Source organism: Nocardioides sp. Root1257 (genome assembly GCF_001425175.1).
Classification (GTDB): domain Bacteria; phylum Actinomycetota; class Actinomycetes; order Propionibacteriales; family Nocardioidaceae; genus Nocardioides.
On record NZ_LMDV01000014.1, the window covers coordinates 68,812 to 94,969 of the forward strand.

Annotated in this window: 27 protein-coding genes; 24 read left to right on the plus strand and 3 right to left on the minus strand. The window is 71.0% G+C overall.

Features of this window, described 5'->3' with window-relative positions:
- The first annotated feature begins 3 nt into the window (after positions 1-3).
- Positions 4-960: a hypothetical protein gene (locus tag ASC77_RS24375; protein WP_056159382.1), complete on the plus strand. Its 957-nt coding sequence runs from the start codon at positions 4-6 to the stop codon at positions 958-960.
- On the opposite strand, the gene ASC77_RS24380 is transcribed toward ASC77_RS24375, so the two are convergent.
- Positions 926-1,423 (minus strand): GNAT family N-acetyltransferase, encoded by a 498-nt coding sequence (locus ASC77_RS24380; RefSeq protein ID WP_056159385.1) that lies wholly within the window; start codon positions 1,421-1,423, stop codon positions 926-928. The genes ASC77_RS24375 and ASC77_RS24380 overlap by 35 nt on opposite strands.
- Positions 1,424-1,446: 23 nt before the next feature.
- On the opposite strand from ASC77_RS24380, the gene ASC77_RS24385 reads away from it, so the two are divergent.
- A complete protein-coding gene (locus tag ASC77_RS24385; protein WP_056159387.1) occupies positions 1,447-1,968 on the plus strand; it encodes an HIT family protein in 522 nt (173 codons plus the stop codon).
- On the plus strand, positions 1,965-2,735 hold the full coding sequence (locus tag ASC77_RS24390) for an inositol monophosphatase family protein (RefSeq protein WP_056159731.1): 771 nt from the start codon (positions 1,965-1,967) through the stop codon (positions 2,733-2,735). Before ASC77_RS24385 ends, ASC77_RS24390 begins: the two co-directional genes overlap by 4 nt.
- On the opposite strand, the gene ASC77_RS24395 is transcribed toward ASC77_RS24390, so the two are convergent.
- Positions 2,707-4,407 carry a SpoIIE family protein phosphatase gene (locus ASC77_RS24395; protein ID WP_056159390.1) on the minus strand — a complete coding sequence of 567 codons (1,701 nt, stop codon included), beginning with the start codon at positions 4,405-4,407 and terminating at the stop codon, positions 2,707-2,709. The two genes, ASC77_RS24390 and ASC77_RS24395, sit on opposite strands and share 29 nt — an antisense overlap.
- A gap of 76 nt (positions 4,408-4,483) precedes the next feature.
- A complete protein-coding gene (gene xylA / locus ASC77_RS24400) occupies positions 4,484-5,656 on the minus strand; it encodes a xylose isomerase (protein ID WP_056159393.1) in 1,173 nt (390 codons plus the stop codon).
- Positions 5,657-6,055: 399 nt separating this feature from the next.
- On the opposite strand from xylA, the gene ASC77_RS24405 reads away from it, so the two are divergent.
- The 21 genes from ASC77_RS24405 (at position 6,056) to ASC77_RS24505 (ending at position 26,091) form a co-directional block, all read left to right on the plus strand.
- Positions 6,056-7,207 carry a sugar ABC transporter substrate-binding protein gene (locus ASC77_RS24405; protein WP_235547945.1) on the plus strand — a complete coding sequence of 384 codons (1,152 nt, stop codon included), beginning with the start codon at positions 6,056-6,058 and terminating at the stop codon, positions 7,205-7,207.
- 120 nt (positions 7,208-7,327) lie between these two features.
- On the plus strand, positions 7,328-8,122 hold the full coding sequence (locus ASC77_RS24410; protein WP_056159399.1) for an ATP-binding cassette domain-containing protein: 795 nt from the start codon (positions 7,328-7,330) through the stop codon (positions 8,120-8,122).
- A complete protein-coding gene (locus ASC77_RS24415) occupies positions 8,119-9,366 on the plus strand; it encodes a sugar ABC transporter permease (protein WP_056159401.1) in 1,248 nt (415 codons plus the stop codon). Before ASC77_RS24410 ends, ASC77_RS24415 begins: the two co-directional genes overlap by 4 nt.
- Positions 9,367-9,370: 4 nt before the next feature.
- On the plus strand, positions 9,371-10,555 hold the full coding sequence (locus tag ASC77_RS24420) for an ROK family transcriptional regulator (RefSeq protein ID WP_056159404.1): 1,185 nt from the start codon (positions 9,371-9,373) through the stop codon (positions 10,553-10,555).
- Positions 10,556-10,578: 23 nt separating this feature from the next.
- Entirely contained in the window at positions 10,579-11,199 is a 621-nt protein-coding gene (gene pgsA / locus ASC77_RS24425) for a phosphatidylinositol phosphate synthase (RefSeq protein ID WP_056159407.1), read from the plus strand.
- Between the two features lie 2 nt (positions 11,200-11,201).
- Positions 11,202-12,110: a pyridoxal 5'-phosphate synthase lyase subunit PdxS gene (gene pdxS / locus ASC77_RS24430; protein ID WP_056159409.1), complete on the plus strand. Its 909-nt coding sequence runs from the start codon at positions 11,202-11,204 to the stop codon at positions 12,108-12,110.
- Positions 12,111-12,252: 142 nt separating this feature from the next.
- A complete protein-coding gene (locus ASC77_RS24435) occupies positions 12,253-12,810 on the plus strand; it encodes an alternate-type signal peptide domain-containing protein (protein WP_056159412.1) in 558 nt (185 codons plus the stop codon).
- A gap of 4 nt (positions 12,811-12,814) precedes the next feature.
- Complete coding sequence (locus ASC77_RS24440; RefSeq protein WP_056159414.1) at positions 12,815-13,411, plus strand: signal peptidase I; 597 nt, start codon at positions 12,815-12,817, stop codon at positions 13,409-13,411.
- Positions 13,408-13,896 (plus strand): hypothetical protein, encoded by a 489-nt coding sequence (locus ASC77_RS24445; RefSeq protein ID WP_056159417.1) that lies wholly within the window; start codon positions 13,408-13,410, stop codon positions 13,894-13,896. The genes ASC77_RS24440 and ASC77_RS24445 overlap by 4 nt, the downstream gene beginning before the upstream one ends.
- 21 nt (positions 13,897-13,917) lie before the next feature.
- Positions 13,918-14,505 carry a TasA family protein gene (locus tag ASC77_RS24450; protein ID WP_082575304.1) on the plus strand — a complete coding sequence of 196 codons (588 nt, stop codon included), beginning with the start codon at positions 13,918-13,920 and terminating at the stop codon, positions 14,503-14,505.
- The gene (locus tag ASC77_RS26385; protein WP_082575305.1) at positions 14,502-15,929 is read left to right on the plus strand and encodes a signal peptidase I; all 1,428 of its coding nucleotides are present in this window, start codon (positions 14,502-14,504) and stop codon (positions 15,927-15,929) included. The genes ASC77_RS24450 and ASC77_RS26385 overlap by 4 nt, the downstream gene beginning before the upstream one ends.
- 116 nt (positions 15,930-16,045) lie before the next feature.
- Positions 16,046-16,639: a pyridoxal 5'-phosphate synthase glutaminase subunit PdxT gene (gene pdxT, locus ASC77_RS24460; protein ID WP_268788444.1), complete on the plus strand. Its 594-nt coding sequence runs from the start codon at positions 16,046-16,048 to the stop codon at positions 16,637-16,639.
- Between the two features lie 15 nt (positions 16,640-16,654).
- Complete coding sequence (locus tag ASC77_RS24465) at positions 16,655-17,434, plus strand: YebC/PmpR family DNA-binding transcriptional regulator (protein WP_056159423.1); 780 nt, start codon at positions 16,655-16,657, stop codon at positions 17,432-17,434.
- A gap of 94 nt (positions 17,435-17,528) precedes the next feature.
- Positions 17,529-18,062, plus strand: coding sequence for a crossover junction endodeoxyribonuclease RuvC (gene ruvC / locus ASC77_RS24470; protein ID WP_235547962.1), 534 nt, complete (start codon positions 17,529-17,531; stop codon positions 18,060-18,062).
- Complete coding sequence (gene ruvA / locus ASC77_RS24475; protein WP_056159429.1) at positions 18,059-18,652, plus strand: Holliday junction branch migration protein RuvA; 594 nt, start codon at positions 18,059-18,061, stop codon at positions 18,650-18,652. Before ruvC ends, ruvA begins: the two co-directional genes overlap by 4 nt.
- The gene (ruvB, locus tag ASC77_RS24480) at positions 18,649-19,731 is read left to right on the plus strand and encodes a Holliday junction branch migration DNA helicase RuvB (RefSeq protein ID WP_056159432.1); all 1,083 of its coding nucleotides are present in this window, start codon (positions 18,649-18,651) and stop codon (positions 19,729-19,731) included. The genes ruvA and ruvB overlap by 4 nt, the downstream gene beginning before the upstream one ends.
- A gap of 122 nt (positions 19,732-19,853) precedes the next feature.
- The gene (gene yajC / locus ASC77_RS24485) at positions 19,854-20,177 is read left to right on the plus strand and encodes a preprotein translocase subunit YajC (protein ID WP_056159436.1); all 324 of its coding nucleotides are present in this window, start codon (positions 19,854-19,856) and stop codon (positions 20,175-20,177) included.
- A 1-nt stretch (position 20,178) separates the two neighbouring features.
- Positions 20,179-21,945 carry a protein translocase subunit SecD gene (secD, locus tag ASC77_RS24490; protein WP_056159439.1) on the plus strand — a complete coding sequence of 589 codons (1,767 nt, stop codon included), beginning with the start codon at positions 20,179-20,181 and terminating at the stop codon, positions 21,943-21,945.
- Complete coding sequence (gene secF, locus ASC77_RS24495) at positions 21,945-23,201, plus strand: protein translocase subunit SecF (RefSeq protein ID WP_056159442.1); 1,257 nt, start codon at positions 21,945-21,947, stop codon at positions 23,199-23,201. The genes secD and secF overlap by 1 nt, the downstream gene beginning before the upstream one ends.
- Positions 23,202-23,210: 9 nt before the next feature.
- Positions 23,211-23,759, plus strand: a complete 549-nt coding sequence (locus tag ASC77_RS24500; protein WP_056159445.1) for an adenine phosphoribosyltransferase — start codon at positions 23,211-23,213, stop codon at positions 23,757-23,759.
- Positions 23,760-23,781: 22 nt separating this feature from the next.
- Positions 23,782-26,091, plus strand: coding sequence for a RelA/SpoT family protein (locus ASC77_RS24505; RefSeq protein ID WP_414813211.1), 2,310 nt, complete (start codon positions 23,782-23,784; stop codon positions 26,089-26,091).
- Positions 26,092-26,158: the final 67 nt, after the last annotated feature.

The window sequence follows — 26,158 nt, forward strand, 5'->3', positions numbered from 1 at the left end:
CCGGTGACCGTGCGCGGCGCCGTCCTGGTGGCCGTCGCTGCGCTCCTCACGGCGTGCTCGGCGAGCGACGGCCCCTCGGACGCGCCCGCGGCAGCGCCGTCGACGCAGCGACCGACCGCCGTCGTGACGCCGACGGCGGACCCGCAGACCTCGCGGCTCCAGGCCCTCGCGCAGCTCGCCGAGCAGCGGGCGGCCGCGCTGCCGAGCGCGCCGCCGACCGGGGCCGCGCTCGCGGCGAACGGCCCGGTGCTCGGGGCGGACATCAGCTGGCCGCAGTGCCCGAAAGGGATGGGCATCCCGGAGCGACGGACCCTCGGTCTGCCGATGCCGCTCCCCGAGGCGCAGTACGTCGTCGTCGGTCTCACCAACGGGCCGGGGTTCACCGCCAACCCCTGTCTCGCCAGCCAGGTCGCCTGGATCCGCGAGCGGCACCTCCTCGCGTCGGCGTACGCCGTCGTCAGCCGGCCCGATGCCGCCGCGGTGGCCGAGCACGGCGGCACCGGGCCCTTCGACGGTGCGACCGACGTCGGTGCCCTCGCCAACACCGGCTACCAGCAGGCACTCGCCAACGTCGCCACGATGCGCGCGGCCGGGCTCGACAGCCCGATCATCTGGGTCGACGTCGAGCCGGTGCCCGACTTCGACTGGGGTGACGACATCGAGGCCAACGGTGCCGTCGTGCAGGGCGCCGCAAGGGGGTACGCCGACGCCGGCTACGACGTGGGCGTCTACTCGACGCCGCACCTCTGGAGCGAGGTGGTCGGCGACCTCGCGCTCGGGCTGCCCGAGTGGCGCGCCGCGGGCGAGACGTCGCAGGCCGAGGCGCTGGACCGCTGCGGCGACGACTGGCAGATCCAGGGCGGTGACGCGGTGCTCGGCCAGTGGGTGGCCGAGAGCCGCGACCTGGACGTCACCTGCCCGGGTGTCACCGACCTGTCGCGGTGGTTCCGCCAGTACTGACGGCCTTCTCGTAGCGCCGGCAGGGCGAGATGTACGTCGCGCCGTCCGCGACGACCTCGTACGGCAGGTCGCCCTCGTCGTGCCACCCGTGCTTCTCATAGAAGCTGCGAGCCCGGGCGTTGCCCGCCACGACCGCCAGCCAGGCGACGTCGTGGCCGGCGGCCGCGACCTGCTGCTCGGCGGCGGCCAGCAGCGGCGCGGCGATGCCGGAGCCGTGGCGCCGCGGGTCGACGAAGACCTGCTCGACCTCGTCGCCGTGGACCATCGTGAAGCCGACGACCTCCCCGTCCACCTCGGCCACCGTGGTGTCGGCCACCCGGGCCGGCGTGCGGGCGTGGAAGGCGTCCAGGGTGCGTGCCGCCGTCAGGCCCTCGGGCACGTTGCCGGGGTGCGCCACGTGCCAGGCGCGGTGCCAGACGTCGGCGACGGCACCCATGTCGTCGGGTCGCGCAGGACGGATCATGGCCTCACCCTAGGGTTGAGGCCATGACCGATCCCGCGGGAGCCCAGCGCGACGGGTTCGAGGGCTTCGACCGCCTCTGGACCCCGCACCGGATGGCGTACGTCGCGCCGCCCGAGCCCACCGGCGGGGGGTGCCCGTTCTGCGCGATGGGGGAGCAGCCGCTCGAGGAGAGCCTGGTGATCCACCGCGGCGAGACCTGCTTCGCGGTGCTCAACCTGCACCCCTACAACCCCGGTCACCTGATGGTCCTGCCACATCGGCACGTCGCGGAGCTCGAGGACCTGAGCACGGAGGAGGTCACCGAGCTGATGACGACGACCCAGCGCGCGGTGCAGGTGCTCCGCGAGGTCAGTGGTCCGCACGCCTTCAACGTCGGCCTCAACCTGGGCGGCGTCGCCGGCGGCTCGCTGTCGCAGCACCTGCACCAGCACGTCGTGCCACGCTGGTCGGGCGACGCCAACTTCATCACGGTGCTCGCCGGCACCAAGACCCTCCCACAGCTGCTCTCCGACACGCGGACGCTGCTCGCCGAGGCGTGGGCATGACGGACGCCGACCTGGCCGCGCGCCTGGTCCGCGAGGCCGGCACGCTCGCGCACCGGATGCGCGGGGACGGCATCGCCGCGGACACGAAGACGTCGGTCTCGGACGTCGTCACGGCTGCCGACCACGCAGCCGAGCGCCAGGTCGTCGACACCCTCGCCGTCGAGCGCCCCGACGACGGGGTGCTGGGGGAGGAGGGTGCCTCCCGCGCCGGCACCAGCGGACGCACCTGGGTCATCGACCCGGTCGACGGCACCTACAACTTCGTCGCCGGCCTCGACTGGTGGTGCTCGGCGCTCGCGCTGATCGACGGCGACGACCTGCTCGTCGGCGCGGTCCACCACCCGGCGACCGGGCGCACCTTCGTCGGCGGCCCGGACCTCCCGCCGCACGTCGACGGCGTGCCGCTGGCCCCGCTGGTCGACCGACCGCTCGCCGAGTCCTGCCTCACGACGTACCTGCACCCGCCGTTCTACGGCGACGAGGTGGGCGCCGCGTTCGGCCGGATGGCCAACGGCGCCGCCACGGTGCGGATGCTCGGCTCCGGGACGATGGACGCGATGGCGGTCGCCGAGGGCCGGCTGCACGTGCTCTGCCAGCACTCCGTGCCGCCCTGGGACGAGCTGCCCGGCGCCGCGATCATCCGTGGTGTCGGCGGGCACGTCGCGAAGGTGCGGGCAGCCGGCAGGGACTGGCACGTCGCCGGCGCGCCCACGGCCGTCGCCGAGGTCGTGGCCCTGCTCAGCGCAGGCGCGCCGCCAGCACCGTGACGTCGTCGTGCAGGCGGTCGTCGGCCAGGGCGGCGACCTCCGCGACCAGCTCCGTCAGGGGACGGCCGGCCAGCTCGGCCACACGCTGACGCAGTCGCTCGACGCCCTGGTCGATGTCGCGGCTGCGGGACTCGACGACGCCGTCGGTGATCAGCACCGCGATGCAGCCGGGCTCCAGCGTGACCTGCTCGGAGGTACGCCGCATCCGGGGCTGGACGCCGAGGGGCAACCCTGCCCCGAGGGAGATGACGTCGGCCGTGCCGTCGGGGCGCGCGAGCACCAGTGGCACGTGGCCGGCGCTGGAGAGCTCGAGCGTACCCTCCTCCGGGTCCACCAGGACCGCCGTGGCGGTGACGAACTGCTCCGGCGCGTCGCGCACCATCATCTCGTCGGCCGCCTCCAGCAGGGCTGCGGGCGACGGCTCGACGGTGAGCAGGCCCCGGATGCCGGCTCGCACGTGGATCATCGTGGTCGCGGCGCGGACGCCGCGCCCCATGACGTCACCGACCACGAGGACCACCCCGCCGTTCGACGTGCCCACGGCGTCGTACCAGTCACCGCCCACGTGCTCGAGGTCGTCCCCACCCGGGGCGTAGAACGCGGCGATCTCGAACCGCTCCAACGACGGCAGCGGGCTGGCGGCGAGGCTGAACTGGAGCTCCTCCGAGATCGCCGTCGTACGCCGGAACAGCTCGGCCCGCTCCGCGGCGATGGCGTGCTGGGTGGTGAGCGTGTCCAGCAGCTGCGCGTTCTCCTCCGACAGGGACCGGTCCGCGTCGAGCTCCGCGCCACCGCCGATCAGCGCGCGCACCCGCTCGAGGCTGGCGGCCAGCACGGCCGAGACCTGGTCGGGCGTCAGTGCCTGCGAGAAGTCGGCGGTCACCTGCTGGAGCAGCAGGGCCCGCGCGGCGGCGTCCTCCTGACGCTGCTCCATCCGGATCCGCCCGGTGACGTCCTGGACGCAGCCGATCGTGCCGGCCGGGTTGCCGTCGGCGTCGACGAGTACCTTGCCGTGCGCCTCGATCCAGCGCGGCTTGCCGTCGGGGCGCACGATCCGGTTGCGCAGCACGTAGGTGGCGCGCTCCTCCATGGCCCGCTGGACGACGGCGATCGCCTCCTCGCGGTCGTCCGGGTGGATGCTGCCGACCCAGGCGTCCCAGGTGCCGTCGAAGCTGCCCGGCTGGAGCCCGTAGATGTGGTGCATCTGGGCGTCCCACACGTTGGTGCCGTCGATGGCGTTCCAGTGCCAGGTCCCGAGCTCGGCGGCCGCGTGCGCGAGCCGGAGCCGCAGCTCGCTGGCCGCCGCCTCCGCCTCCGTACGCCGGATCTCGGTCATGTCCTCGAGCACGGCGATCGCGCCGACGACTCCGCCGTCGGCGTCGAGGATCGGGTTCACGGTCGCCGCAGCGACCACGTCCTCGGCTCCGGCGCGGTCGACGATGACGTCGCCCTGCCACCGGATGCCCTGCAGCACGTGGGGCAGGGCCGGCGCCTCCCCGGGGCCGAGCGCGACCAGGTCGAGGACATGGGTCCCCACCAGCTCCTCGGGGCTGCGGCCGAACAGCTCGGCCGCAGCGGCGTTGGCGAAGGCGATGACCCCGAGCCCGTCGGTCGCGAGCACGGTGAGGCTCAGCGCGTGGAGCAGTCGCCGTTCGTCGGTCTCGCGCTCCACGTGGTCAGTATCCACAGCAACGGACGATCTGGCTGGGGAACGAGGCGTGTCCAGCCAGATCGTCCGTCGGTCTAGCTCAGCGGACGCCGTACAGGTACTCGAGCGCGAGCTGGTCGAGGTGCTCGAACGCCATGCCGCGCTGGGCGGCCGCGTCGGGGTCGAACGACTCCGCGCGCAGGTCGGCGACGGTCTCGCCGGCGGCCAGGCTCGGGACGCCGAGCTGGTCGACGCGCGCGTCCTTGAGCGCCTGCTGGACCTCGGGGTCGGCCCGGAAGGCCTGCACCTTCTCGCGCAGGATCAGGTAGTTGCGCATGCAGCCCTCGGCCGAGGCCCAGACGCCGTCCATGTCCTCGGTCCGCGGCGGCTTGTAGTCGAAGTGCCGCGGACCCTCGTAGCCACCGTTCTCGACGATGTCGACGGTCCAGAACGCACCACGCGCGTTGCCGGCACCGAAGCGCAGGTCCTGGTCGTAGCGCGGGCCGGTCTGGCCATTGAGGTCGATGTGGAAGAGCTTCCCGTGCCACAGCGCCTGCGCCAGGCCGTGCGCGTAGTTGAGGGAGGCCATCTCCTCGTGCCCGGTCTCCGGGTTGAGGCCGACCAGCTCCGGGTGGTCCAGCTCGTTGATGAAGGCGAGCGCGTGCCCGATGGTCGGCAGCAGGATGTCGCCGCGCGGCTCGTTGGGCTTGGGCTCGATCGCGAACCGGATGTCGTAGCCCTGCTCGAGCACGTAGGCCCCGAGGGTGTTGAACGCCTCGGCGTAGCGGTCCAGGGCGGTCTTCACGTCCTTGGCGGCGCCCGACTCGGCGCCCTCGCGGCCGCCCCACGCGACGAACAGCGTGGCCCCCAGCTCGGCGGCCAGGTCCACCTGGTCGGCCGCCTTGCGGATCGCGAACCGGCGTACGTCGCGGTCGTTGTTGGTGAAGCCGCCGTCGCGGAAGACGGGGTGCGAGAAGAGGTTCGTCGTCACCATCGGGACGACGAGCCCGGTCTCCTCGAGCGCCTTGCGGAACGGCGCGAGGTGCTTCTCCCTGGTCGCCGGGTCGGCGTCGAACGGGAACACGTCGTTGTCGTGGAACGTGACGCCGTACGCGCCCAGGTCGCTCAGGCGGTGGATCGCCTCGGCCGGCGCGAGCTCCGGGCGCACCGCGCCGCCGAAGACGTCGACGCCCTGCCAGCCGACGGTCCAGAGACCGAAGGAGAACTTGTCCTCACGGGTGGGGGCGTAGCTGCCGTTCGTGGATGTGGTCATGGTGTCGGGCCTCCAGCGCGATTTCGTTTGGTCATCCAACAAAGTCGAGATCAACTCCCCGTGGGGGCCGAAAAGCCGCCGGGTATGTTGCCGCCCACAACATACCCGGTGATCGCGGTCACAGTGCACCCCCGATCTGGACCTGGCGGCGCGCCCGTCGCGCTGGGGCGCGTGTCGGTCGGGTGTCGGAGGCGGGTCGGCCGGGTTTCGTCGCCGTACCGGACCAGTCCGCCAGATTACGATTCGGTCACGCTCAGGCGGGGCTGCACTTGGTTTGAACGTGCAACAAAACGCGGGGTGGGCAGGCGCTTGCCGAGCCTGTGCTCCCTCAGTATGTTGTGCCGGACAACATAAGCCGTGACCGCGATCACATGACGTCGGTCACGGTTGATCCGAACCATGGAGGTCGAGGAAATGGTCAGGAATAAGGGTGCGCGCTTCGCGTCCCTGGTGGCAGTGGGCGCGCTTGCGTTCGGTGCCCTTGCAGCGTGTGGCGGGTCCGACTCGGCGGGCGGCAGCGACGGCGACACCGGCAGCGGTGGCGGCAAGGCCGACGGCAAGGTCGGCGTGATCCTGCCGGACACGACGACGTCGCCGCGCTGGGAGGCCAACGACCGCCCCAGCCTGGAGGCTGCGTTCAAGGCTGCGGGTGTCGACTACGACATCCAGAACGCCGGCGGTGACACCGCCAAGTTCGGTCAGCTCTGCGACAGCATGATCTCGGGCGGCGTGACCGTGCTGATGATCGTCAACCTGGACTCCGAGTCCGGCAAGGCGTGCCTGTCGAAGGCCACCGACGCCGGTGTCCAGAGCATCGACTACGACCGGCTCACCCTGGGTGGCGGCGCGTCGTACTACGTGTCGTTCGACAACGTCGAGGTCGGCAAGCTGATGGGTACGGGTCTCCAGGCCTGCCTCGACGAGGCCGGCAAGACCAAGGCCAACATCATCTACATCAACGGCGACCCGAACGACAACAACGCCGCGCTGTTCAAGTCCGGCTACGAAGAGGCCCTCAAGCCGAAGATCGACTCGGGCGACTACACCCTCGTCGGTGACCAGAGCGGCTTCTGGGACGCCACGAAGGCCGGCGACGCCTACGAGCAGCTGTACACCCAGAACAAGGGCAAGATCGACGGCGTGGTGTCGGCCAACGACACGATGGCCGGCGGCATCATCGCCCGCATGAAGGACAACGGCACCGCGGGCACCGTCCCGGTGACCGGTCAGGACGCCTCCACCGAGGGTCTGCAGAACATCCTCGCCGGCAACCAGTGCGGCACGGTGTACAAGAACACCGACCTCGAGGCCAAGACGGCCTCGGACCTGGCGATCGCGCTGATCAACGGTGACACCGACGCCGCCGCCGCTCTGGCGACCGGCTCGGTCAAGGACACGGAGACGGGCAAGGACGTCCCGTCCGCCCTCGCCGTCCCGGTGTGGATCACGAAGGACAAGGTCCAGAGCGTCATCGACGACGGCTTCGCCTCCGCGGCGGACATCTGCGTCGACGAGTTCGCGAAGGACTGCACGGCCGCCGGCATCAAGTAACGCCGACATCCAGCTCGGGGGCCCGGTCCTACCGGACCGGGTCCCCGAGCCCCTTTTCCATGTTCGGGCGCGCCATGGTGTGCTGCCCGGACCATCAACCCACCGGCGGAGGAGATCCCTGTGTCCGTCCCAGCCACCGAGCAGGCAACACGAGCAGCGACTGATCAGCCGCTGCTGAGCCTGCGGGGCATCCAGAAGAGCTTCGGAGCCGTGCACGTGCTGCGCGGCGTCGACCTCGACGTACGACCGGGCCAGGTCACTGCCCTGGTCGGTGACAACGGTGCCGGCAAGAGCACCCTGATCAAGGGCATCGCCGGCATCCACGCCTTCGACGAGGGCGAGTACTACTTCGAGGGCCAGCCGGTCCACGTCCACGGCCCGAAGGACGCGAACTCCCTCGGCATCGAGGTCGTCTACCAGGACCTCGCGCTGTGCGACAACCTGGACGTCGTCCAGAACATGTTCCTCGGTCGCGAGATGGGCTCCAGCCTGCGTCTCGACGAGACCACGATGGAGACCCGTGCGCGGGAGACGCTCGACGGTCTCTCCGTGCGCACCCTCAAGTCGGTGCGCACCCAGGTGGCCGCCCTGTCGGGTGGCCAGCGGCAGACGGTGGCGATCGCGCGCGCCGTCCTGTGGAACTCCAAGGTCGTCATCCTCGACGAGCCGACCGCGGCTCTCGGTGTGGCGCAGACCGAGCAGGTCCTGCTGCTGGTCCGGCGCCTGGCCGACCGCGGCCTCGGCGTCGTGCTGATCAGCCACAACCTCAACGACGTGTTCGAGGTTGCCGACGACATCGCCGTCCTCTACCTCGGCCAGCTGGTGGCCCAGGTGCGCAAGGACGAGGTCACCCGAGGCGAGGTGGTCGAGCTGATCACCACCGGCGCCTCCGAGAAGAACGGCGGCGAGCGATGAGCACCACCACGGCTCAGGACGAGCAGGAGCAGACCGGCCTCAGCGGCATCGTCAGCGGCTACGTCGCCAAGGTGCGCGGCGGCGACGTCGGCTCGCTGCCGGCGATCCTCGGCCTCGTCGCCCTGGTCCTCGTCTTCGCCGCGCTGCGGCCCGACACCTTCCCGACCAAGCTCAACTTCGCCAACCTGATCGGCCAGTCGTCCGGCGTCATGGTGATCGCGATGGGCCTGGTGTTCGTGCTGCTGCTCGGCGAGATCGACCTGTCGGCCGGCACCACCGGTGGCGTCTCCGCGGCCGTGCTCGGCGTGACGCTCAGCAACCACGGCTGGAACGTGGGGCTGGCGCTCCTCACCGCGATCCTCACCGGCACCTTCATCGGCCTGTGCCTGGGTCTGTTCATCGCGAAGGTCGGCATCCCGTCGTTCGTGGTGACGCTCGCGGCGTTCCTGGGCTTCCAGGGCGTGATCCTCGAGATCATCGGCGAGGGCGGCACCATCGGCTACCGCAACGACTTCGTCCTCAAGCTCAACAACGGTGCGATGCCGCTGTGGCTGGGCTGGACGCTCGCGGTGGTGACGGTCGCCGGCTACGGGCTCGCGACCTTCATCTCGACGTCGCGTCGACGCCAGCAGGGCCTCGTCGCACAGCCGATGCTGCTGTGGGGCATCAAGACCGGCGCCCTTGCGATCGCGGTCTTCGCCTTCGTCGCGTTCCTGTCCGCCGAGCGGAGCCCCAATCCGACGCTGAAGTCGATCAAGGGCGTGCCCAACGTCGTCCTGGTGATCCTCATCCTCGTCGTGGTGCTCGGCTACCTGCTGAGCCGCACCTCGTGGGGTCGGCACATCTACGCCGTCGGTGGCAACGCAGAGGCAGCCCGTCGGGCGGGCATCAACGTGGCGTGGACCAAGGTCTCCTGCTTCATGATGTGCTCGTCGGTCGCGGCCCTGGGCGGCATCCTGATCGCCAGCCGGACCAACTCGGTCTCACCGCAGACCGGTGGTCAGTCGACCCTGCTGTACGCCGTGGGCGCTGCCGTCATCGGTGGCACCAGCCTCTTCGGTGGCAAGGGCAAGATCACGGACGCCGTCATCGGTGGTCTCGTGATCGCGGCCGTGGCCAACGGCATGGGCCTGCTGAACCAGCCCGCGGGCATCGTCTTCATCGTGACCGGCATCGTCCTGCTGCTGGCCGCGACCGTTGACGCCCTCAGCCGGCGACGCGCCCAGGCATCCGGACGGGTCTAGCCCCATGCCCACCCCCACCGGCGTCGGCACCGAGGAGCTGCGGCGCGCGAACCTGCGCGCCATCCTCCAGACGGTGCACACGCACGGACCGACCACCCGAGCGGTGCTCACGAAGCAGCTCGGGCTCAACCGCAGCACGATCGGCGCGCTGACCGGAGAGCTGCAGTCGCTCGGCCTGGTCACCGAGCAGACGGCGGTGGTGGGTGGGCGAGGGCGACCCTCGCACCTCGTGGTCCCCAGCGAGGACAACGTGGTGGTCGCCGTCGACGTCGGGGTCGACCGGATCGCCGTGGCACTGGTCGGCCTCGGGGGCGAGGTCCTGGACCGCCGTACCCGCGGCCACCAGCGGGGTGAGCACGACGTCGCCCACGTGGTCGAGTCGGTCGCCCAGATGATCGAGGAGACCCTGTCGGCCTCGCAGCACCGACGCTGCCTCGGGATCGGCGCCGCCGTCCCCGGAGCGGTGCGGGCCAGTGACGGTCTGGTGCGCTTCGCACCCAACCTGGGCTGGTACGACGAGCCCTTCACCGAGCTGCTCGCGACCCGGCTCGGCCGGCCCGTCTCGACGGCCAACGACGCCAACCTCGGGGTGCTCGCCGAGCACATCCGAGGCGCTGCCGTCGGCTACTCCGAGGTCGCCTACCTCAGCGCCAGCGTCGGCATCGGCGGTGGGTTCCTGGTGGGCGGTCGCCCGCTCACCGGCGCACGTGGGTACGCCGGCGAGGTCGGCCACATGCAGGTCGACAGCCAGGGACCGGAGTGCCGCTGCGGTGCGGTCGGCTGCTGGGAGATGAAGGTCGGCGAGAACGTCCTGCTGCAGAACGCCGGACGGCTCACCGGCGGCGGACCGCCGGCGGTGGCCGAGGTGATCGCAGCGGCCGAGGCCGGTGAGGCCCGCGCCGCAGCAGCGGTGGACGGCGTCGCCGAGTGGTGCGGCGTCGGGATCCGCGCGATCGTCAACCTCTTCAACCCCGAGGTCGTCGTGCTGGGCGGCTGCCTGGCCCAGGTCTGGCGCGCCGCGGAGACGAGGGTCGTCGAGTCCTTCGAGAGCAGCAGCCTGATGTCGCCGCGCGCCGACACGGTCATCCGCTCGGCCCGGCTGGGCGACGACTCGCCGCTGATCGGCGCCGCTGAGCTGGCCTTCGAGCCCGTGCTCGACCGTCCGCAGGCGGTTCCGCAGGCGGTCTGAGGGACCGGTAGCCTGCTGCCGCCATGATGGAACGTTTCCGCGCCTTCTTCACGAAGGTCATCTCCCCGGTCGCCCACCTCCTGATCCGCCTCGGCGTCAGCCCCGACGCCGTCACGCTGGTCGGGACGCTCGGCGTCTGCGCCGGGGCTCTGGTGTTCTTCCCGCAGGGCAAGCTGCTGACCGGCGTCCTGGTGATCACCGCGTTCGTGTTCAGCGACCTGCTCGACGGCTACATGGCGCGCACGACGGGCCGGGTGAGCAAGTTCGGCGCGTTCTGGGACTCGACGCTCGACCGCCTCGGCGACGGCGCGATCTTCATCGGTCTCGCCCTCTACTTCGCGTGGGAGGAGCCGAGTCGGCTCTACCTGGTGCTCAGCCTCGTCTGCCTGCTGATGGGCGGCGTCACGTCGTACGCCCGGTCGCGCGGCGAGACCCTCGGCTTCAACGTCAAGGTCGGCATCGCCGAGCGGGCGGACCGGCTCGTCCTGATCCTGGTGATGACCGGCCTCGGCGCGATCTTCGACCTGCCCGTGCTGATGTACATCGCCCTGTGGGCACTGGCCGTCGCGTCGAGCGTGACCGTGGTCCAGCGCGTGTGGGTGGTCCGGAAGCAGGCTCTGGCCGAGGCCAGCACTACGATCTAGGCATGGTCGAGAACACCCCCGAGAACACGTCCCACACCGGCACGACGCGCGTGAAGCGCGGCATGGCCGAGATGCTGAAGGGCGGCGTCATCATGGACGTCGTCAACGCGGAGCAGGCCAAGATCGCCGAGGACGCCGGCGCGGTCGCCGTGATGGCGCTCGAGCGGGTCCCCGCCGACATCCGCGCCCAGGGCGGCGTGTCCCGGATGAGCGACCCGGACATGATCGACGGCATCATCGAGGCCGTCTCGATCCCGGTGATGGCCAAGGCCCGGATCGGCCACTTCGCCGAGGCCCAGGTGCTGCAGTCGCTCGGTGTGGACTACATCGACGAGTCCGAGGTGCTGACCCCGGCCGACTACGAGAACCACATCGACAAGTGGGCCTTCACGGTCCCGTTCGTGTGCGGTGCGACCAACCTGGGCGAGGCGCTGCGCCGCATCACCGAGGGCGCGGCGATGATCCGCTCCAAGGGTGAGGCCGGCACCGGCGACGTCTCGAACGCCGTGACTCACATGCGCACGATCCGCAAGCAGATCCGCCGGCTCGGTGCCCTCGAGGGCGACGAGCTCTACGTCGCGGCGAAGGAGCTGCAGGCGCCGTACGACCTGGTCAAGGAGGTCGCCGAGAAGGGCAAGCTCCCGGTGGTGCTCTTCACGGCCGGTGGCATCGCGACGCCGGCGGACGCCGCGATGATGATGCAGCTCGGCGCCGAGGGCGTGTTCGTCGGCTCCGGTATCTTCAAGGCCGGCAACCCGGCGCAGCGCGCCGAGGCGATCGTGAAGGCCACGACGTTCCACGACGACCCCGACATGGTCGCCAAGGTCTCGCGGGGCCTGGGCGAGGCGATGGTCGGGATCAACGTCGAGGAGATCCCGCAGCCGCACCGGCTCGCCGAGCGCGGCTGGTAGTGCCGGCGGTCTAGACGCAGAGGCGGGCCGAGCCGCATTTCGGCCCCGGCCTCAAGTGGGCCTCGTCGACCCCCGATGCAGCCATCGGGGGGACTCCTCGGGCTGTGCGTCCTCCACACGCATCAAGTGGAGGAGTCATCCGATGAAGAAGGCGACGAAGGGCGCGCTGGCGCTCGCCGCAGCAGGCAGCCTGCTGGTCGGCGGGGCCGGCTCGCTGGCGTACTGGACCGGCACCGCGACCGTGGGCGGGGCGAGCATCTCGTCCGGCACGATCACGCTGAGCGCGCCGGACTGCTCGACCAACGTGAGCGCCGGCACGCACGGCTGGCAGCTCGACGGCGGCACCGCGTTCACGCCCGGCACCGACACGATCGTCCCCGGGGACACGCTCACCAAGGTGTGCAACACGACGCTCACCATGACCGGCAACCACATCGGTGCGACGCTGGCACTCGGCAGCGCGTCGTTCGCCGGCCCCGGTGGTGACGCGAACCTCGAGGCCGCGCTCAGCGGGGCGTCCGCGACCTTCAAGGTCGACGGTGCGGCGTACGCGCCCATCACGAACCCGGGCACCTACACGGTGCAGGTCACGGTGACCGTGCCGTTCCCGTCGGGTGTCACCGCGGACAACACCAAGTCGGTGAGCGCGACGCTCGACGACCTCACGTTCACGGCCACGCAGACGCACGACCCGTCGTAGTCCGATGGTCGCGACCACCCCGGAGCGGACGGTGCCCACCTCGGTGGGTGGGCACCGCCGGACGGGTGCGCTCGGCTGGGTCGGTCAGGTCGCGGCCTGGTTCGTCATCCTGGCGGCCGGGGCGGTCCTGGTCGTCGCCGTGGTGGTCCCGCGGCTCGCCGGCGGGACGGCGTACGTGATCGAGACCGGGTCGATGCGCCCGGGCCTTCCGCCGGGGACGCTGGTGGTGGTCCGGTCGGGCGACCCCGCCGACGTGGCGCTCGGCGACGTGATCACCTACCAGCAGCGTTCCGGGGATCCGACGGTGGTCACGCACCGGGTGGTGACGATCGGCTACGACGGCACGGGCGCGGTCCGCTGGCGCACCCAGGGCGACGCGAACGACGTGGCGGACCCGGACTGGGTGGTCCCGGAGCAGCTGAAGGGCGAGGTCTGGTACGCCGTGCCCTACCTCGGGTACGCCGGCGCCCTGTTCACCGGCGACCAGCGTGGCCTGCTGACCGGGCTCCTCGTGCTCGGGCTGGTCGGCTACGGGCTGGTGCAGGTCCGCGGAGCGCTGGTCGAGCGGCGACGCAGCCATGGGGGGAGTGGTCGGTCATGAGGTGGCAGCGCACGATGACGGTCGCGGTGACGCTCACGAGCGGGACGCTCCTGGTGGTGCCGCCGCCGACATCGGCGGCGGACACGTGGTCGCCGGTCGCCGTGAGCCGCGACGGGCACACCTGGACCCGCTCGCTCGTCGGCCCGCTGTTCCCGCGGCACGTCGCGCTGGTCCCCGGTGACGAGATGACGCGGACGTTCCTGGTGCGCAACCAGAGCGGGGCGCCGGCCGTGGTCGCGGTGCAGGTCAATGGCACCGACGGCCCCGAGTCCGGGGGACTCCACTTCGCGGTGAGCTCCGGACAGGGGTGGGTGCCGGTGGGCGCGCGCGACGACGGGCCGGCCCTGGAGCTGCCGATGGCCTCGGGAGACGTACGGCGGGTACGGGTGCGGGTCGACCTGGACCCGCGTTCGGGCAACGAGTCGATGGGGAGCCGGGACCTGGTCCAGGTCCGGATCACCCCGTCGCCGGCGCAGGCCGGCTGACCGGGTCGAGGGGAGCACACGATGGGGAAGAGACGAGCGAGCCGTGGACCGGGGTCCGCCCGGATCCGCGCGGCGCTGAGCCTGGGCGTGGTGCTGTCCGTCGGCGCGACCGGCACCTTCGCGTACTGGACGGACTCGGCCACCGTCAGCGGGACGACCTTGACGGCCGGGACGATCGACCTCAAGACCAACGGCAGCGACAACGTCACCGGCTACACGACGCTGAACCTGTCCGCGATGGTGCCCGGGAACTCGACGGCGGCTGTGCTCACGATCGCCAACAGCGGCACCGCTCCGCTCAAGTACACGGCCAGCGGCACCGCCACGAACGCCGACGGCAAGGACCTGCGCAGCGCGCTGGTCGTCAAGGTGACCGGTGACGCGACGACCTCGGGAACGACGCCGACCGTGACCTGCCCCGGCACGGCCATCGCCGGCTCGGGCACGTCGCTGAACGGCGCGCTGCTCCCGACCGGACGCCTGGTGGCGGCCGGCGCGAGCGAGAAGGTCTGCGTCCAGGTCACCCTGCCGGCTGCCGCTGCCACGGCCCTGCAGGGTGCGACGACGTCGGTGGTCCTCACGTTCACCGGGACCTCGGACCTGTCGTGAGCCGCTCGCGTCTCCTCGGCGCCGCTCGACAGGTCGCTCTGACCGTCGGAGCGATCGTCGGGACGCTCTGCATCGTGGCTGCACTCGCCGCGGTCGTGCTCGACGTCCGACCGCTGGTGTTCCGGTCGGGCTCGATGTCGCCCACGATCGGCACCGGTGCGCTCGCGATCGCCCAACGCGTGGACGCCTCCAGCCTCGAGGTCGGCCAGGTCGTGTCGGTGCCGACGCAGTCGGGCGAGCGGGTGACCCACCGCATCCAGGCCGTGGAGCACCAGGACGGCTCCGCCGTCCTCCAGCTGAAGGGCGACGCCAACGAGACCCCGGACGCGACGCCGTACGTCGTCACCCACGCTGACAGGGTCGTCTTCTCCCTGCCCTGGCTGGGGTACGCCGTCGGTTGGGCGGCCGGGCCGCCGGGGCTCTTCCTGCTCGGTCTGTACGCCGCGTTCCTGCTCTCGGTGATCGTGCGCTCCGACCAGCGACCGGACGAGCCCCCGACCGATGGTGACCCGCCTCGGCCGACCCACCGAGCCGGACGGGCCGCCGGCCGGGCAGCAGCGGCATCGACGGCTCTGGTCGTCGTGAGCGGCACCCTCGCGGCAGGGGTCCTCATGCAGGCGCGCACGGTGCCGACACTCGCCGCCTGGGCCGACCCGACTGCGGTCTCGGGCACCACGGTGTCGGCCTACACCGTCCCGGCGCCGGACGGGAGCTCCTGCGCAGCGGTGACGCCAGGCACCGGCACCGACCGCGGCGTCAACCTCACGTGGCCGGCCACAGCGGCCCCGCTGCCCGCGCTCTCCTACACGCCCACGGTCTCGGGCCTCACCGGCCCCACGACGAACGTCGCCACCATCGGGTCGAACAAGCAGCTCCAGGTGCACTACAACCCCGGCACCGCGGCCAACCAGAACAAGATCGTCACGGTGCAGGCCACCGGCTACCCGACGGGGACGCCGAGCTGGCTCGGCGCCCCGACCTCCTGGAAGTTCAGGACCGGTGCCAACGCGGGAGCCCAGCCCACCTGCGGCGAGACGGTGCCGCCCGTCGCGGACATCCGGGCGCCGGACGGGACCACGCGCACCAGGGCGGCCTTCCAGACGTTCCTCACGGGGGCGACCGGCTGCACGACGACGGGAATCATCCTCTGCGGGACGATGTCGGACGCGTCGACGATCGCCGCCGAGTACATCCTGCAACGGACGGTCGGCTCGACGGTGCGCTGCTGGGCGGGCTCGTGGGTCACGGGCTGTGCGGCGTACCAGCCGGCCAGCACGGGCACCTACTCCGGCATGGACGTCTTCTACGAGGACGGGACGACGAGCTCGGTCTACGACACCGCCGGCACCTACACGCTCACCGTCCGGCTCACGGACTCGTGGGCCAACGTCACCACGGACACCGTGACCTTCACCCTGACCTGAGCGACCCCAGGGCCCGGACTCAGCGACTCGCCCAGGTCGTGACGCCGAGCGTGGTGGTGCGGGCGGGACGCATGCGGTCGATGGCAGGCGGCGGGCGCACCCTAGGCTCTCGCTCCGTGACCGTCGCCATCGGAGTGCTCGCCGTGCAGGGCGATGTGCGTGAGCACGTGCGGATGCTCGAGGGGCTCGGGGTCCGGGCGACCACCGTGCGTCGTACGACGGAGCTCGCGGCGTGCGACGGGCTGGTGATCCCGGGCGGCGAGTCGACGACCATGGCGAAGCTCGCCCGCACCTTCGACCTGTTCGAGCCGATCCGCCAGCGCATCGAGGAGGGGATGCCGGCCTTCGGCACCTGCGCCGGGATGATCATGCTGGCCGACCGGATCGAGGGCGGGACGGCCGGCCAGGAGACGCTGGGCGGCCTCGACATCACCGTGCGGCGCAACGCGTTCGGTCGCCAGGTCGACTCGTTCGAGGGCGAGCTGGACGTCGCCGGTCTCACGGGCCCGGTGCACGCGGTCTTCATCCGCGCACCGTGGGTCGAGGCGGTCGGACCGGAGGTCGAGGTGCTCGCGCGTGTCGACGACGGCCCGGCCGCGGGTAGGATCGTCGCGGTCCGTCAGGGTTCGCTGATGGCGACGTCGTTCCACCCCGAGGTGGGTGGTGACTCCCGGGTCCACCGGTTGTTCGTGGACCTGGTCCAAGGCTGAGTAGAAGAGGGACGGATGTCTGGCCACTCCAAGTGGGCGACCACGAAGCACAAGAAGGCCGCGATCGACGCCAAGCGCGGCAAGCTGTTCGCCAAGCTGATCAAGAACATCGAGATCGCGGCCAAGATGGGCGGCCCCGACCTCGCCGGCAACCCGACGCTCTACGACGCCGTCCAGAAGGCGAAGAAGCAGTCGGTGCCCAACAAGAACATCGACTCCGCGGTCAAGCGCGGCGGTGGCCTCGACGGCGGCGGCGTCGACTACGAGACGATCATGTACGAGGTCTACGGCCCCCAGGGCGTCGCCCTGCTGGTGGAGTGCCTCACCGACAACCGCAACCGCGCCGCGATGGAGGTCCGCACCGCGGTCACCCGCAACGGCGGCACCATGGCCGACCCCGGCTCCGTCTCGCGCCTCTTCACCCGCAAGGGCGTCGTGGTGGTCGAGAAGAGCCAGGAGCGCGGCGGCAAGCCGTGGGAGGTCACCGAGGACGACATCCTCGAGGCGACCCTCGACGCGGGCGCCGAGGAGGTCAACGACCACGGCGACAGCTTCGAGATCCAGTCGGAGTCCGGTGACGTCGTCGCCGTACGCACGGCGCTCCAGGCGGCCGGGATCGACTACGACTCCGCCGAGGTCCAGTTCGTCGCCACCATGGACATCCCGGTCGCCGAGGTCGACGTCGCCGGCAAGGTCTTCCGCCTCGTCGACGCCGTCGACGATTTGGACGACGTGCAGAACGTCTACAGCAACGCCGACATCCCGGACGACGTGCTCGAGTCCATCGACGCGTGACGAAATCGGGCGTGTCCTGCCGGTGACCGGGAGGGCGGCCGGTTAGCGTTGCCTCCGAACAGGTGTTCGGACGGAAGGGCTGACGATGCGCGTGCTGGGGATCGACCCCGGGCTGACCCGCTGCGGCATGGGCGTGGTGGAGGGCTCGGTCGGGCGGCCGCTGTCCCTGGTCGACGTCAACGTGCTGCGCACCTCCTCGAGCCTCCCGGTGCCGGAGCGCCTGGTGACGATCGAGAAGGGCATCGACGCCTGGCTCGACGAGTACCGCCCGGACGCCGTCGCCGTGGAGCGGGTCTTCGCACGCTCCGACGTCAGCACCGTGATGGGTACGGCGCAGGCGAGCGGCATCGCGATGGTCTGCGCAGCACGGCGCGGGTTGCCCGTCGCGCTGCACACCCCGAGCGAGGTCAAGGCCGCGGTCTCGGGCAACGGCCGCGCCGACAAGACCCAGGTCGGCGCGATGGTGACCCGCATCCTGCGGCTCGACGCCATGCCGAAGCCGGCGGACGCCGCAGACGCCCTGGCCCTCGCCATCACCCACATCTGGCGCGGGGGCGCCCAGGCCCGCATCGACGCCGCGCTCGCCGGGGCTCGACAGGCTCGACCGACGATCGGGAGGACCCGTTGATCGCCTTCGTCCGCGGCCAGGTCGCCGCCGTCACGCTCTCCAGCGCCGTCCTCGAGGTCGGGGGAGTCGGCCTCGAGCTGATGTGCACCCCGGGCACGCTCGCCACGCTCCGCCCCGGGCACACCGCCACACTGCCGACCAGCATGGTCGTCCGTGAGGACTCGCTGACCCTCTTCGGTTTCGTCGACGAGGACGAGAAGCAGATCTTCGAGCTCGTGCAGACGGCGTCCGGCGTGGGTCCCAAGGTCGCCCAGGCGATCACCGCGGTGCTCGCGCCGGACGACCTGCGCCGCGCGATCGCGTCCGACGACGTGAAGACGCTGACCCGGGTGCCCGGCATCGGCCAGAAGGGCGCCCAGCGGATCATCCTGGAGCTCAAGGACCGGATCGGTGCCCCCACCGGGGGTCGGCCGGCGACGGCCGCCTCGACCGAGTCGTGGCGCGAGCAGGTGCACCAGGGCCTGATGGGCCTGGGCTGGACGACGCGCGACGCCGAGAAGGCGGTCGACGCTGTCGCGCCCGAGGCCGGCCCCACCCCTGACGTCGGCGCGCTGCTGCGCGCCGCCCTGCGCACGCTGAGCAAGGCCTGAGCGTGCACGAGGACGACCTGGCCGCCGCGGAGGAGGTGCACCTCGCGTCGCTGACCGCGGCCGAGGCCGACGGTGACGAGCGCACCATCGAGGCAGCGCTGCGCCCGCGCACCCTCGACGAGGTGGTCGGCCAGGTCCGGGTCCGCGACCAGCTCGGCCTGGTCCTCGAGGCGGCGCGCCGCCGGGGGCGGGCGCCCGACCACGTGCTGCTCTCCGGACCGCCCGGTCTCGGCAAGACCACGCTGGCGATGATCATCGCCAGCGAGATGACCTCGCCCCTGCGCCTCACCAGCGGCCCGGCCATCACCCACGCGGGCGACCTCGCCGCCATCCTCTCCGGCATGAACGAGGGCGACGTGCTCTTCGTGGACGAGATCCACCGGATGGCGCGGCCGGCCGAGGAGATGCTCTACATGGCGATGGAGGACTTCCGGGTCGACGTCGTCATCGGCAAGGGACCGGGCGCGACCGCGATCCCGCTCGACATCCCGCCGTTCACGCTCGTCGGCGCCACCACCCGCGCCGGGCTCCTCCCCGGGCCGCTGCGCGACCGGTTCGGGTTCACGGCCCACCTGGAGTTCTACGAGCCCCACGAGCTCGACCTGATCATCCACCGCTCCGCCGGACTGCTCGGCGTCGAGCTGGAGGCCGACGGTGCCGCCGAGATCGCCTCGCGCTCCCGAGGCACCCCACGCATCGCCAACCGCCTGCTGCGCCGGGTCCGCGACTACGCGCAGGTGAAGGCCGACGGCGTCGTCACGATCGAGGTGGCCCGTGCCGCACTCGACCTCTACGAGGTCGACGCGCTCGGCCTGGACCGGCTGGACCGGGGTGTGCTCGACGCCCTGTGCCGCCGATTCGGGGGCGGTCCCGTGGGCATCTCGACCCTGGCCGTGGCCGTGGGCGAGGAGCGCGAGACCGTCGAGGAGGTCGCCGAGCCCTTCCTGGTGCGCAACGGCTTCCTGGCCCGTACGCCGCGGGGCCGGGTCGCGACGGCGGCCGCCTGGCAGCACCTCGGCCTCGCCGTGCCGACGGCAGCACCCCCCACCGAGTCGGACGGAACTCTGTTCGACGGCTGAGCGTCGTACTAGGGGGGTGCCCCGGGTTGGTGATCCGGGCCACCTCGCTGGTTACACTTGCCCGTCGGTCGGCCCGCCAGGGCTCCGGCGCCCCTGCTTTCTGCTCGAGAGGTCTTTTCGTCGTGGAGTTCTTGCCGATCGTCGGCATCGTTCTGCTCTTCTGGCTCTTCATCATCCGGCCGCAGTCTCGACGGCAGAAGGAACTCAGGAGCATGCAGTCCTCGTTGTCCGTGGACGACGAGGTCATGCTGACGTCGGGGGTCTACGCCACCGTGCGCGAGGTCGCGGACGACCACGTCCTGGTCGAGATCGCCGAGGGCGTCGTCATCAAGGTGGCGCGGGCCGCGGTCGGCAACAAGATCCACCAGTACGAGGACGAGGGCGACCTCGAGCCGGAGAACGACGAGCCGGACGCCTACGGCGCCGACCCTGAGGAGAAGAACTGACATGGCACGCAACGCAGCTGCCCACGCGGGCCGCACGTTGGTCGTCTTCGCGATCGGGATCGCCGTGCTCTTCGGCCTCGTCGCCATCGGCGGCAACTGGAAGCCGGCCCTCGGGCTCGACCTCCAGGGCGGCACCCGGATCACGCTGACCGCCAACGGCAACCCGAGCCAGGAGAACCTCGACGAGGCTGCCGCCATCATCGACAGCCGGGTCAATGCCACCGGCTTCAGCGAGGCGGAGGTGACGACCCAGGGCAGCCAGTACATCGTGGTGGAGGTCCCCGGCGACACCGACAACTCGCTCCTCGACACGGTCAACCGGCAGGCCCAGCTGCGGTTCCGCACGGTCGCGTGCACGACCGCCGTGCCCGGACCGTGCGCGTCGGCGGCGACGCCGACCAACCCCAGCGCGGACCCGAGCGCGACCTCGGAGCCCGGTGTCGGCGTGACGCTGCCGGCCTCGCCCTCCGCGACCCCGAAGTCCTCGGACAAGGCCAAGCCGAAGGGCAAGTCGACCGCGACGCCGAAGAACCGCCCGGCGTTCACGGCCGACGACAAGGCCAAGAAGAAGCAGCAGGCGGCCGCGCCGTCGACGTCGGCGAGCCCGAGCGAGTCCGCTTCCCCGAGCGGTACGCCGACCGCGACGCCCAGCGACTCCCAGGGCACCGTCGGCGCCAGCGCCAAGGAAGCCCTGGCGTTCATCACGGCGCCGCCGCAGGAGGCGATCGACGCCTTCGCGGCGTACACCTGCCCCAGCACGAAGCTGCCCGAGGACAACCCGTCCACCTGGCTCGTCACCTGCGGCACCGATGACGACGCGGCGACGAAGTACCTGCTCTCGCCGGCGGCGATCGAGGGGACCGACCTGAAGGACGCGTCCGCCGGCGTGCCGCAGGGCCAGGTCGCCTGGCAGGTCAACCTGACCCTCGGCGGGGACGGCAAGAACGTCTTCGCCGACCTGTCCGACTCGATGGCCGGCAGCGAGCAGCAGTTCGCGGTCGTCCTCGACGGGCAGGTCATCTCGGCCCCGACCTTCAACGGCCGGATCCCCGATGGCAACGCCCAGATCACCGGCAGCTTCAACAAGACCTCCGCCGAGAGCCTGGCCACGAGCCTCAAGTTCGGCGCGCTGCCGATCTCCTTCGACCGCGACGGCACCCAGGTCGAGGAGATCGGCCCGTCTCTCGCCGGCAACCAGCTCCAGGCGGGTCTGACCGCGGGTCTCCTGGGTCTGATCCTGGTGATGGGCTACTGCCTCGTCTACTACCGGGGACTCGGCCTCGTCGTGCTGGCCTCGCTGCTGACCGCGGCTGCCATCACCTACGGTCTGGTCCTCCTGCTCGGCCACACGGCCGGCTTCACGCTGACCCTGCCCGGCATCGCCGGCCTGATCATCGGTGTGGGTGTCACCGCCGACTCCTTCATCATCTTCTTCGAACGCATCCGAGACGAGATGCGCGAGGGCAGGTCGATGAGGGTCGCCGTCGAGACGGGCTGGGTGCGCGCCAAGAAGACCCGGCTCGCCGCCAACGTGGTCTCGCTCCTCTCGGCCGCGGTGCTCTACCTGTTCGCGACCGGAGCCGTGAAGGGCTTCGGCTTCGCGTTGGGCCTCTCGACGCTCATCGACCTGGCGATCCTCTTCTGGTTCACCAAGCCGATGGTCACGTTCCTGGCACGGTTCAAGTTCTTCAACGGTGGCGGCGAGCTGTCCGGTCTGAGCGCCAACACGCTCGGCATCGACCGCGTCGCCTCGGGAGGTAAGGCCTGATGGGCAAGTTCTCACGGCTCGGCAACGACCTCTACCAGGGCCGCAAGTCCTACGACTTCATCGGGCACCGCGCGCTCTGGTACACCATCTCCGGCACCCTGGTGGGCGTGGCGATCCTGGTCATCCTCGTCAAGGGGATGAACTTCGGCATCGAATTCACGGGCGGCACGGAGTACACCGTCTCGAACCTGTCCTCCGACGTCGCCAGCCAGTCGACCGCGGACGAGCTGGCCTCGGAGATCGGTGACTCGCCCGCCGGCGGCGTCTCGTCCCCGCAGGTCACGACCGCGGGCACCGACGGGCTCATCGTCCAGATGGAGAACGTCAGCGCGGCGGACGACCTGAAGGTCCGGGCGATCATCAAGGACGTCACCGGCGCGAGCGGGGACGACGTCTCGAAGACCGAGGTCGGCGCCAGCTGGGGCAAGGAGGTCGCCAAGCGCGCCATCATCGGCGTCGGCATCTTCCTGACCCTGGTCGTCCTCTTCATCTGGGGCTACTTCCGGGAGTGGAAGATGTCGGTCGCGGCGCTGATCGCGCTGTTCCACGACATCGCGCTGACCATCGGCGTCTACTCGCTGTCCGGGTTCCCGGTGACGCCGGCGGCCGTGACCGGCCTGCTCGCGATCCTGGGCTTCTCGATGTACGACACGGTCGTCGTCTTCGACAAGATCCGGGAGAACACCCACGACCTGCGGTCGAGCCGCCAGAGCTACGCGCAGGCCGCCAACCTGGCCGTCAACCAGACGCTGGTCCGCTCGATCAACACCTCGATCGTGGCGCTCATCCCGATCGGCGCCATCCTCTACGTGAGTGCCGTCCAGCTGGGTGCCAGCTCGCTGAAGGACCTCGCGCTCGCGCAGTTCGTCGGCATGGCCGCCGGTGTCTTCTCCTCCGTCTTCATCGCCCCGCGCGTGCTGGTGCAGATGAAGTCCACGGAGTCGGAGGTCAAGCTCGCCGACAAGCGGGCCAAGGCCCGCGAGCGTCGCGACGCGGACCGCTACGCCACCGTGCCCTCCTTCACCGAGGACATGCCGGTGGCCGACGAGCCCGGTGTGCTCGACGAGGCCGAGGGCGACCTCGGAGAGGGTGCGCCTGTCTCGCGACCGGCGGCGCCGACCTCCACGCAGCGGGCGCCGGAGGCGGCCGGTCGCGGCCGGATCGCGCCCGAGGCGCGCGGCCCGGTGCGGGAGAGCAGGGCCGCCGGGCGGCAGCAGCCGTCGCGGCAGTCGAAGTCCAAGCGCGAGAAGAAGTGACCGTCCGCGATGACTGAGCCCGGACCAGGGCTGGAGGCAGCGCTCGCGCTGATCGCGGACGTCCCCGACTTCCCCGAGCCCGGGATCCTCTTCAAGGACATCACCCCGCTCCTGGCCGACCACGTCGCGCTCACCGCGGTGGTCGGCGCGCTGGCCGCCGCGGGTCGCGACGCGGACGGCCGTCCGGTCGTCGACAAGGTGCTGGGCATGGAGTCGCGTGGCTTCATCCTGGGTGCCCCGGTGGCGCTGGCGCTGGGCGTCGGGTTCGTCCCGGTGCGCAAGGCCGGCAAGCTCCCGCGCGCGACGTACGCCGTGTCCTACTCGCTGGAGTACGGCGAGGCCACGCTCGAGATCCACCAGGACGCACTGGAGCCGGGGGACCGGGTGCTGCTCGTCGACGACGTGCTGGCCACGGGCGGGACGGCCAAGGCCACCATGGAGCTGGTCGCCGAGTGCGGTGCCACGGTGCACGCGGTGGCGATGCTGATGGAGCTGGGATTCCTCCTCGGCCGCGACGCCGTCGGCGACGTGGACCTCACGACACTGCTGACGGTCTAGCCGCACGGCCTAGACTGAGGAAGTGACCGAGGAGAGCACGACCGCGCCGGCCCCGGCAGGCCCGCGCCGCGCGTCGGAGCCCGGTCCCTCGACGCGCAGCATGCGTGCGCGCCTGGCCCGGATGGGCACCCGCGGACAGACCGCCAACCCGGTGCTGGAGCCGCTCTTCCGCTCGGTGCGCGCCAACCATCCCAAGGCCGACCTGGCGCTGCTCGAGCGCGCCTATCTGACGGCCGAGAAGATGCACGGCACTCAGACCCGCAAGTCGGGAGATCCGTACATCACGCACCCGCTCGCGGTCACCACCATCCTCGCCGACATCGGCATGACCGAGTCGACGCTGGCCGCGGCCCTGCTCCACGACACGGTCGAGGACACGCCGTACACGCTGGAGCAGGTGCGCCAGGACTTCGGCGACGAGGTCGCGCAGCTGGTCGACGGCGTCACCAAGCTCGACAAGGTCAAGTACGGCGACTCCGCGCAGGCGGAGACCATCCGCAAGATGATCGTCGCGATGTCGCGCGACATCCGGGTGCTCGTCATCAAGCTCGCCGACCGGCTGCACAACATGCGGACCCTGCGCTACGTGCGCCAGGAGACCCAGGAGCGGGTCGCCCGCGAGACCCTCGACATCTACGCCCCGCTGGCCCACCGGCTCGGCATGAACACCATCAAGTGGGAGCTCGAGGACCTCGCGTTCGCGACCCTGCACCCCAAGATCTACGACGAGATCGTCCGGATGGTCGCCGAGCGCGCGCCCTCGCGCGACCAGTTCCTGGCCGAGGTGATCAACCAGGTCGACGCCGACCTGCGCGAGGCGAAGGTCAAGTGCACCGTCACCGGCCGGCCCAAGCACTACTACTCGATCTACCAGAAGATGATCGTCGGCGGCCGGGAGTTCTCCGACATCTACGACCTGGTCGGCATCCGGGTCCTGGTCGAGGACGACCGCGACTGCTACACGGTCCTCGGCGTACTGCACTCGCGGTGGAACCCCGTGCTCGGGCGGTTCAAGGACTACGTCGCGATGCCGAAGTTCAACATGTACCAGTCGCTGCACACGACGGTCATCGGACCGCAGGGCAAGCCGGTCGAGCTGCAGATCCGCACGTACGCCATGCACCGTCGCGCCGAGTACGGCGTTGCGGCGCACTGGAAGTACAAGGAGGACGGCCGCAACGGCGTCGACACCGACCGTCCCGGCGACGTCGACGACATGACCTGGGTGCGCCAGCTGCTCGACTGGCAGAACGAGGTCGAGGACCCGGGCGAGTTCCTGGAGTCGCTGCGCTTCGAGATCAACCGGGCCGAGGTCTACGTCTTCACGCCGCGCGGCGACGTGATCGCGCTGCCGACCGGAGCGACGCCCGTCGACTTCGCGTACGCCGTGCACACCGAGGTCGGCCACCACACCATCGGTGCGCGGGTCAACGGCCGGCTGGTGCCTCTCGAGTCCGGGCTCGAGAACGGCGACGTCGTCGAGGTCTTCACCTCGAAGTCACCGACGGCTGGACCGTCGCGCGACTGGCTGGGCTTCGTGAAGTCCCCCCGCGCGCGCTCGAAGATCCGCCAGTGGTTCACCAAGGAGCGGCGCGAGGAGGCGATCGACCGCGGCAAGGAACAGATCGCCAAGCTGATGCGCAAGGAGGGGCTGCCGCTCAAGCGGCTGATGTCCCACGAGTCGCTGATGCTGGCCGCGGTCCACTTCAAGCTGGCCGACGTCTCCGCCCTGTACGCCGCCGTCGGCGAGGGCAACCTCAGCGCGCAGGCCGTCGTACGCCGGGTGATCGACGTGCACGGCGGCGACGGCGGCGCGGCCGAGGACCTGGCCGAGGGCGTCACGATCACCGGCCGCCGTGGCCGGGCCAAGGCCCAGCCGGGCGGGGACTCCGGCGTCATCGTCAAGGGTGCACCGGACGTGTGGGTCAAGCTCGCCAAGTGCTGCACCCCGGTGCCGCCGGACCCGATCCTCGGGTTCGTGACCAAGGGCGGGGGAGTCTCGGTGCACCGGCAGAGCTGCACCAACGCCGCCAGCCTCCAGTCGCAGCCCGAGCGGCTGCTCGACGTCGAGTGGGCGCCGACCGGTCAGTCCAGCTTCCTGGTCAACATCCAGGTCGAGGCGCTGGACCGGGCCCGGCTGCTCTCCGACATCACGATGGCGCTCTCGGACGCCCACGTCGACATCCTCAGCGCCAACCTCTCGACCTCGCGCGACCGCGTCGCGAAGAGCCGGTTCACCTTCGAGATGGCCGAGGCCAAGCACCTCGACACCGTCCTCAAGGCAGTTCGGTCCGTCCCCGGCGTCTTCGACGCCTACCGCGTCACCCAGTAGACGTTGAATCGAGACTTCTGACGCTTGAATCGAGACTTCTGACCGCCAGAACTCTCGATTCAAGCGT

Excerpts from the sequence above, each read along its gene's own strand:
- ASC77_RS24380 (WP_056159385.1), bottom strand. The coding sequence starts at position 1,423 with ATGATCCGTCCTGCGCGACCCGACGACATGGGTGCCGTCGCCGACGTC.
- ASC77_RS24385 (WP_056159387.1), top strand. The coding sequence starts at position 1,447 with ATGACCGATCCCGCGGGAGCCCAGCGCGACGGGTTCGAGGGCTTCGAC.
- ASC77_RS24390 (WP_056159731.1), top strand. The coding sequence starts at position 1,965 with ATGACGGACGCCGACCTGGCCGCGCGCCTGGTCCGCGAGGCCGGCACG.
- xylA (WP_056159393.1), bottom strand. The coding sequence starts at position 5,656 with ATGACCACATCCACGAACGGCAGCTACGCCCCCACCCGTGAGGACAAG.
- ASC77_RS24405 (WP_235547945.1), top strand. The coding sequence starts at position 6,056 with ATGGAGGTCGAGGAAATGGTCAGGAATAAGGGTGCGCGCTTCGCGTCC.
- ASC77_RS24415 (WP_056159401.1), top strand. The coding sequence starts at position 8,119 with ATGAGCACCACCACGGCTCAGGACGAGCAGGAGCAGACCGGCCTCAGC.
- ASC77_RS24420 (WP_056159404.1), top strand. The coding sequence starts at position 9,371 with ATGCCCACCCCCACCGGCGTCGGCACCGAGGAGCTGCGGCGCGCGAAC.
- pgsA (WP_056159407.1), top strand. The coding sequence starts at position 10,579 with ATGATGGAACGTTTCCGCGCCTTCTTCACGAAGGTCATCTCCCCGGTC.
- pdxS (WP_056159409.1), top strand. The coding sequence starts at position 11,202 with ATGGTCGAGAACACCCCCGAGAACACGTCCCACACCGGCACGACGCGC.
- ASC77_RS24435 (WP_056159412.1), top strand. The coding sequence starts at position 12,253 with ATGAAGAAGGCGACGAAGGGCGCGCTGGCGCTCGCCGCAGCAGGCAGC.
- ASC77_RS24440 (WP_056159414.1), top strand. The coding sequence starts at position 12,815 with ATGGTCGCGACCACCCCGGAGCGGACGGTGCCCACCTCGGTGGGTGGG.
- ASC77_RS24445 (WP_056159417.1), top strand. The coding sequence starts at position 13,408 with ATGAGGTGGCAGCGCACGATGACGGTCGCGGTGACGCTCACGAGCGGG.
- ASC77_RS24450 (WP_082575304.1), top strand. The coding sequence starts at position 13,918 with ATGGGGAAGAGACGAGCGAGCCGTGGACCGGGGTCCGCCCGGATCCGC.
- ASC77_RS24465 (WP_056159423.1), top strand. The coding sequence starts at position 16,655 with ATGTCTGGCCACTCCAAGTGGGCGACCACGAAGCACAAGAAGGCCGCG.
- secD (WP_056159439.1), top strand. The coding sequence starts at position 20,179 with ATGGCACGCAACGCAGCTGCCCACGCGGGCCGCACGTTGGTCGTCTTC.
- secF (WP_056159442.1), top strand. The coding sequence starts at position 21,945 with ATGGGCAAGTTCTCACGGCTCGGCAACGACCTCTACCAGGGCCGCAAG.
- ASC77_RS24500 (WP_056159445.1), top strand. The coding sequence starts at position 23,211 with ATGACTGAGCCCGGACCAGGGCTGGAGGCAGCGCTCGCGCTGATCGCG.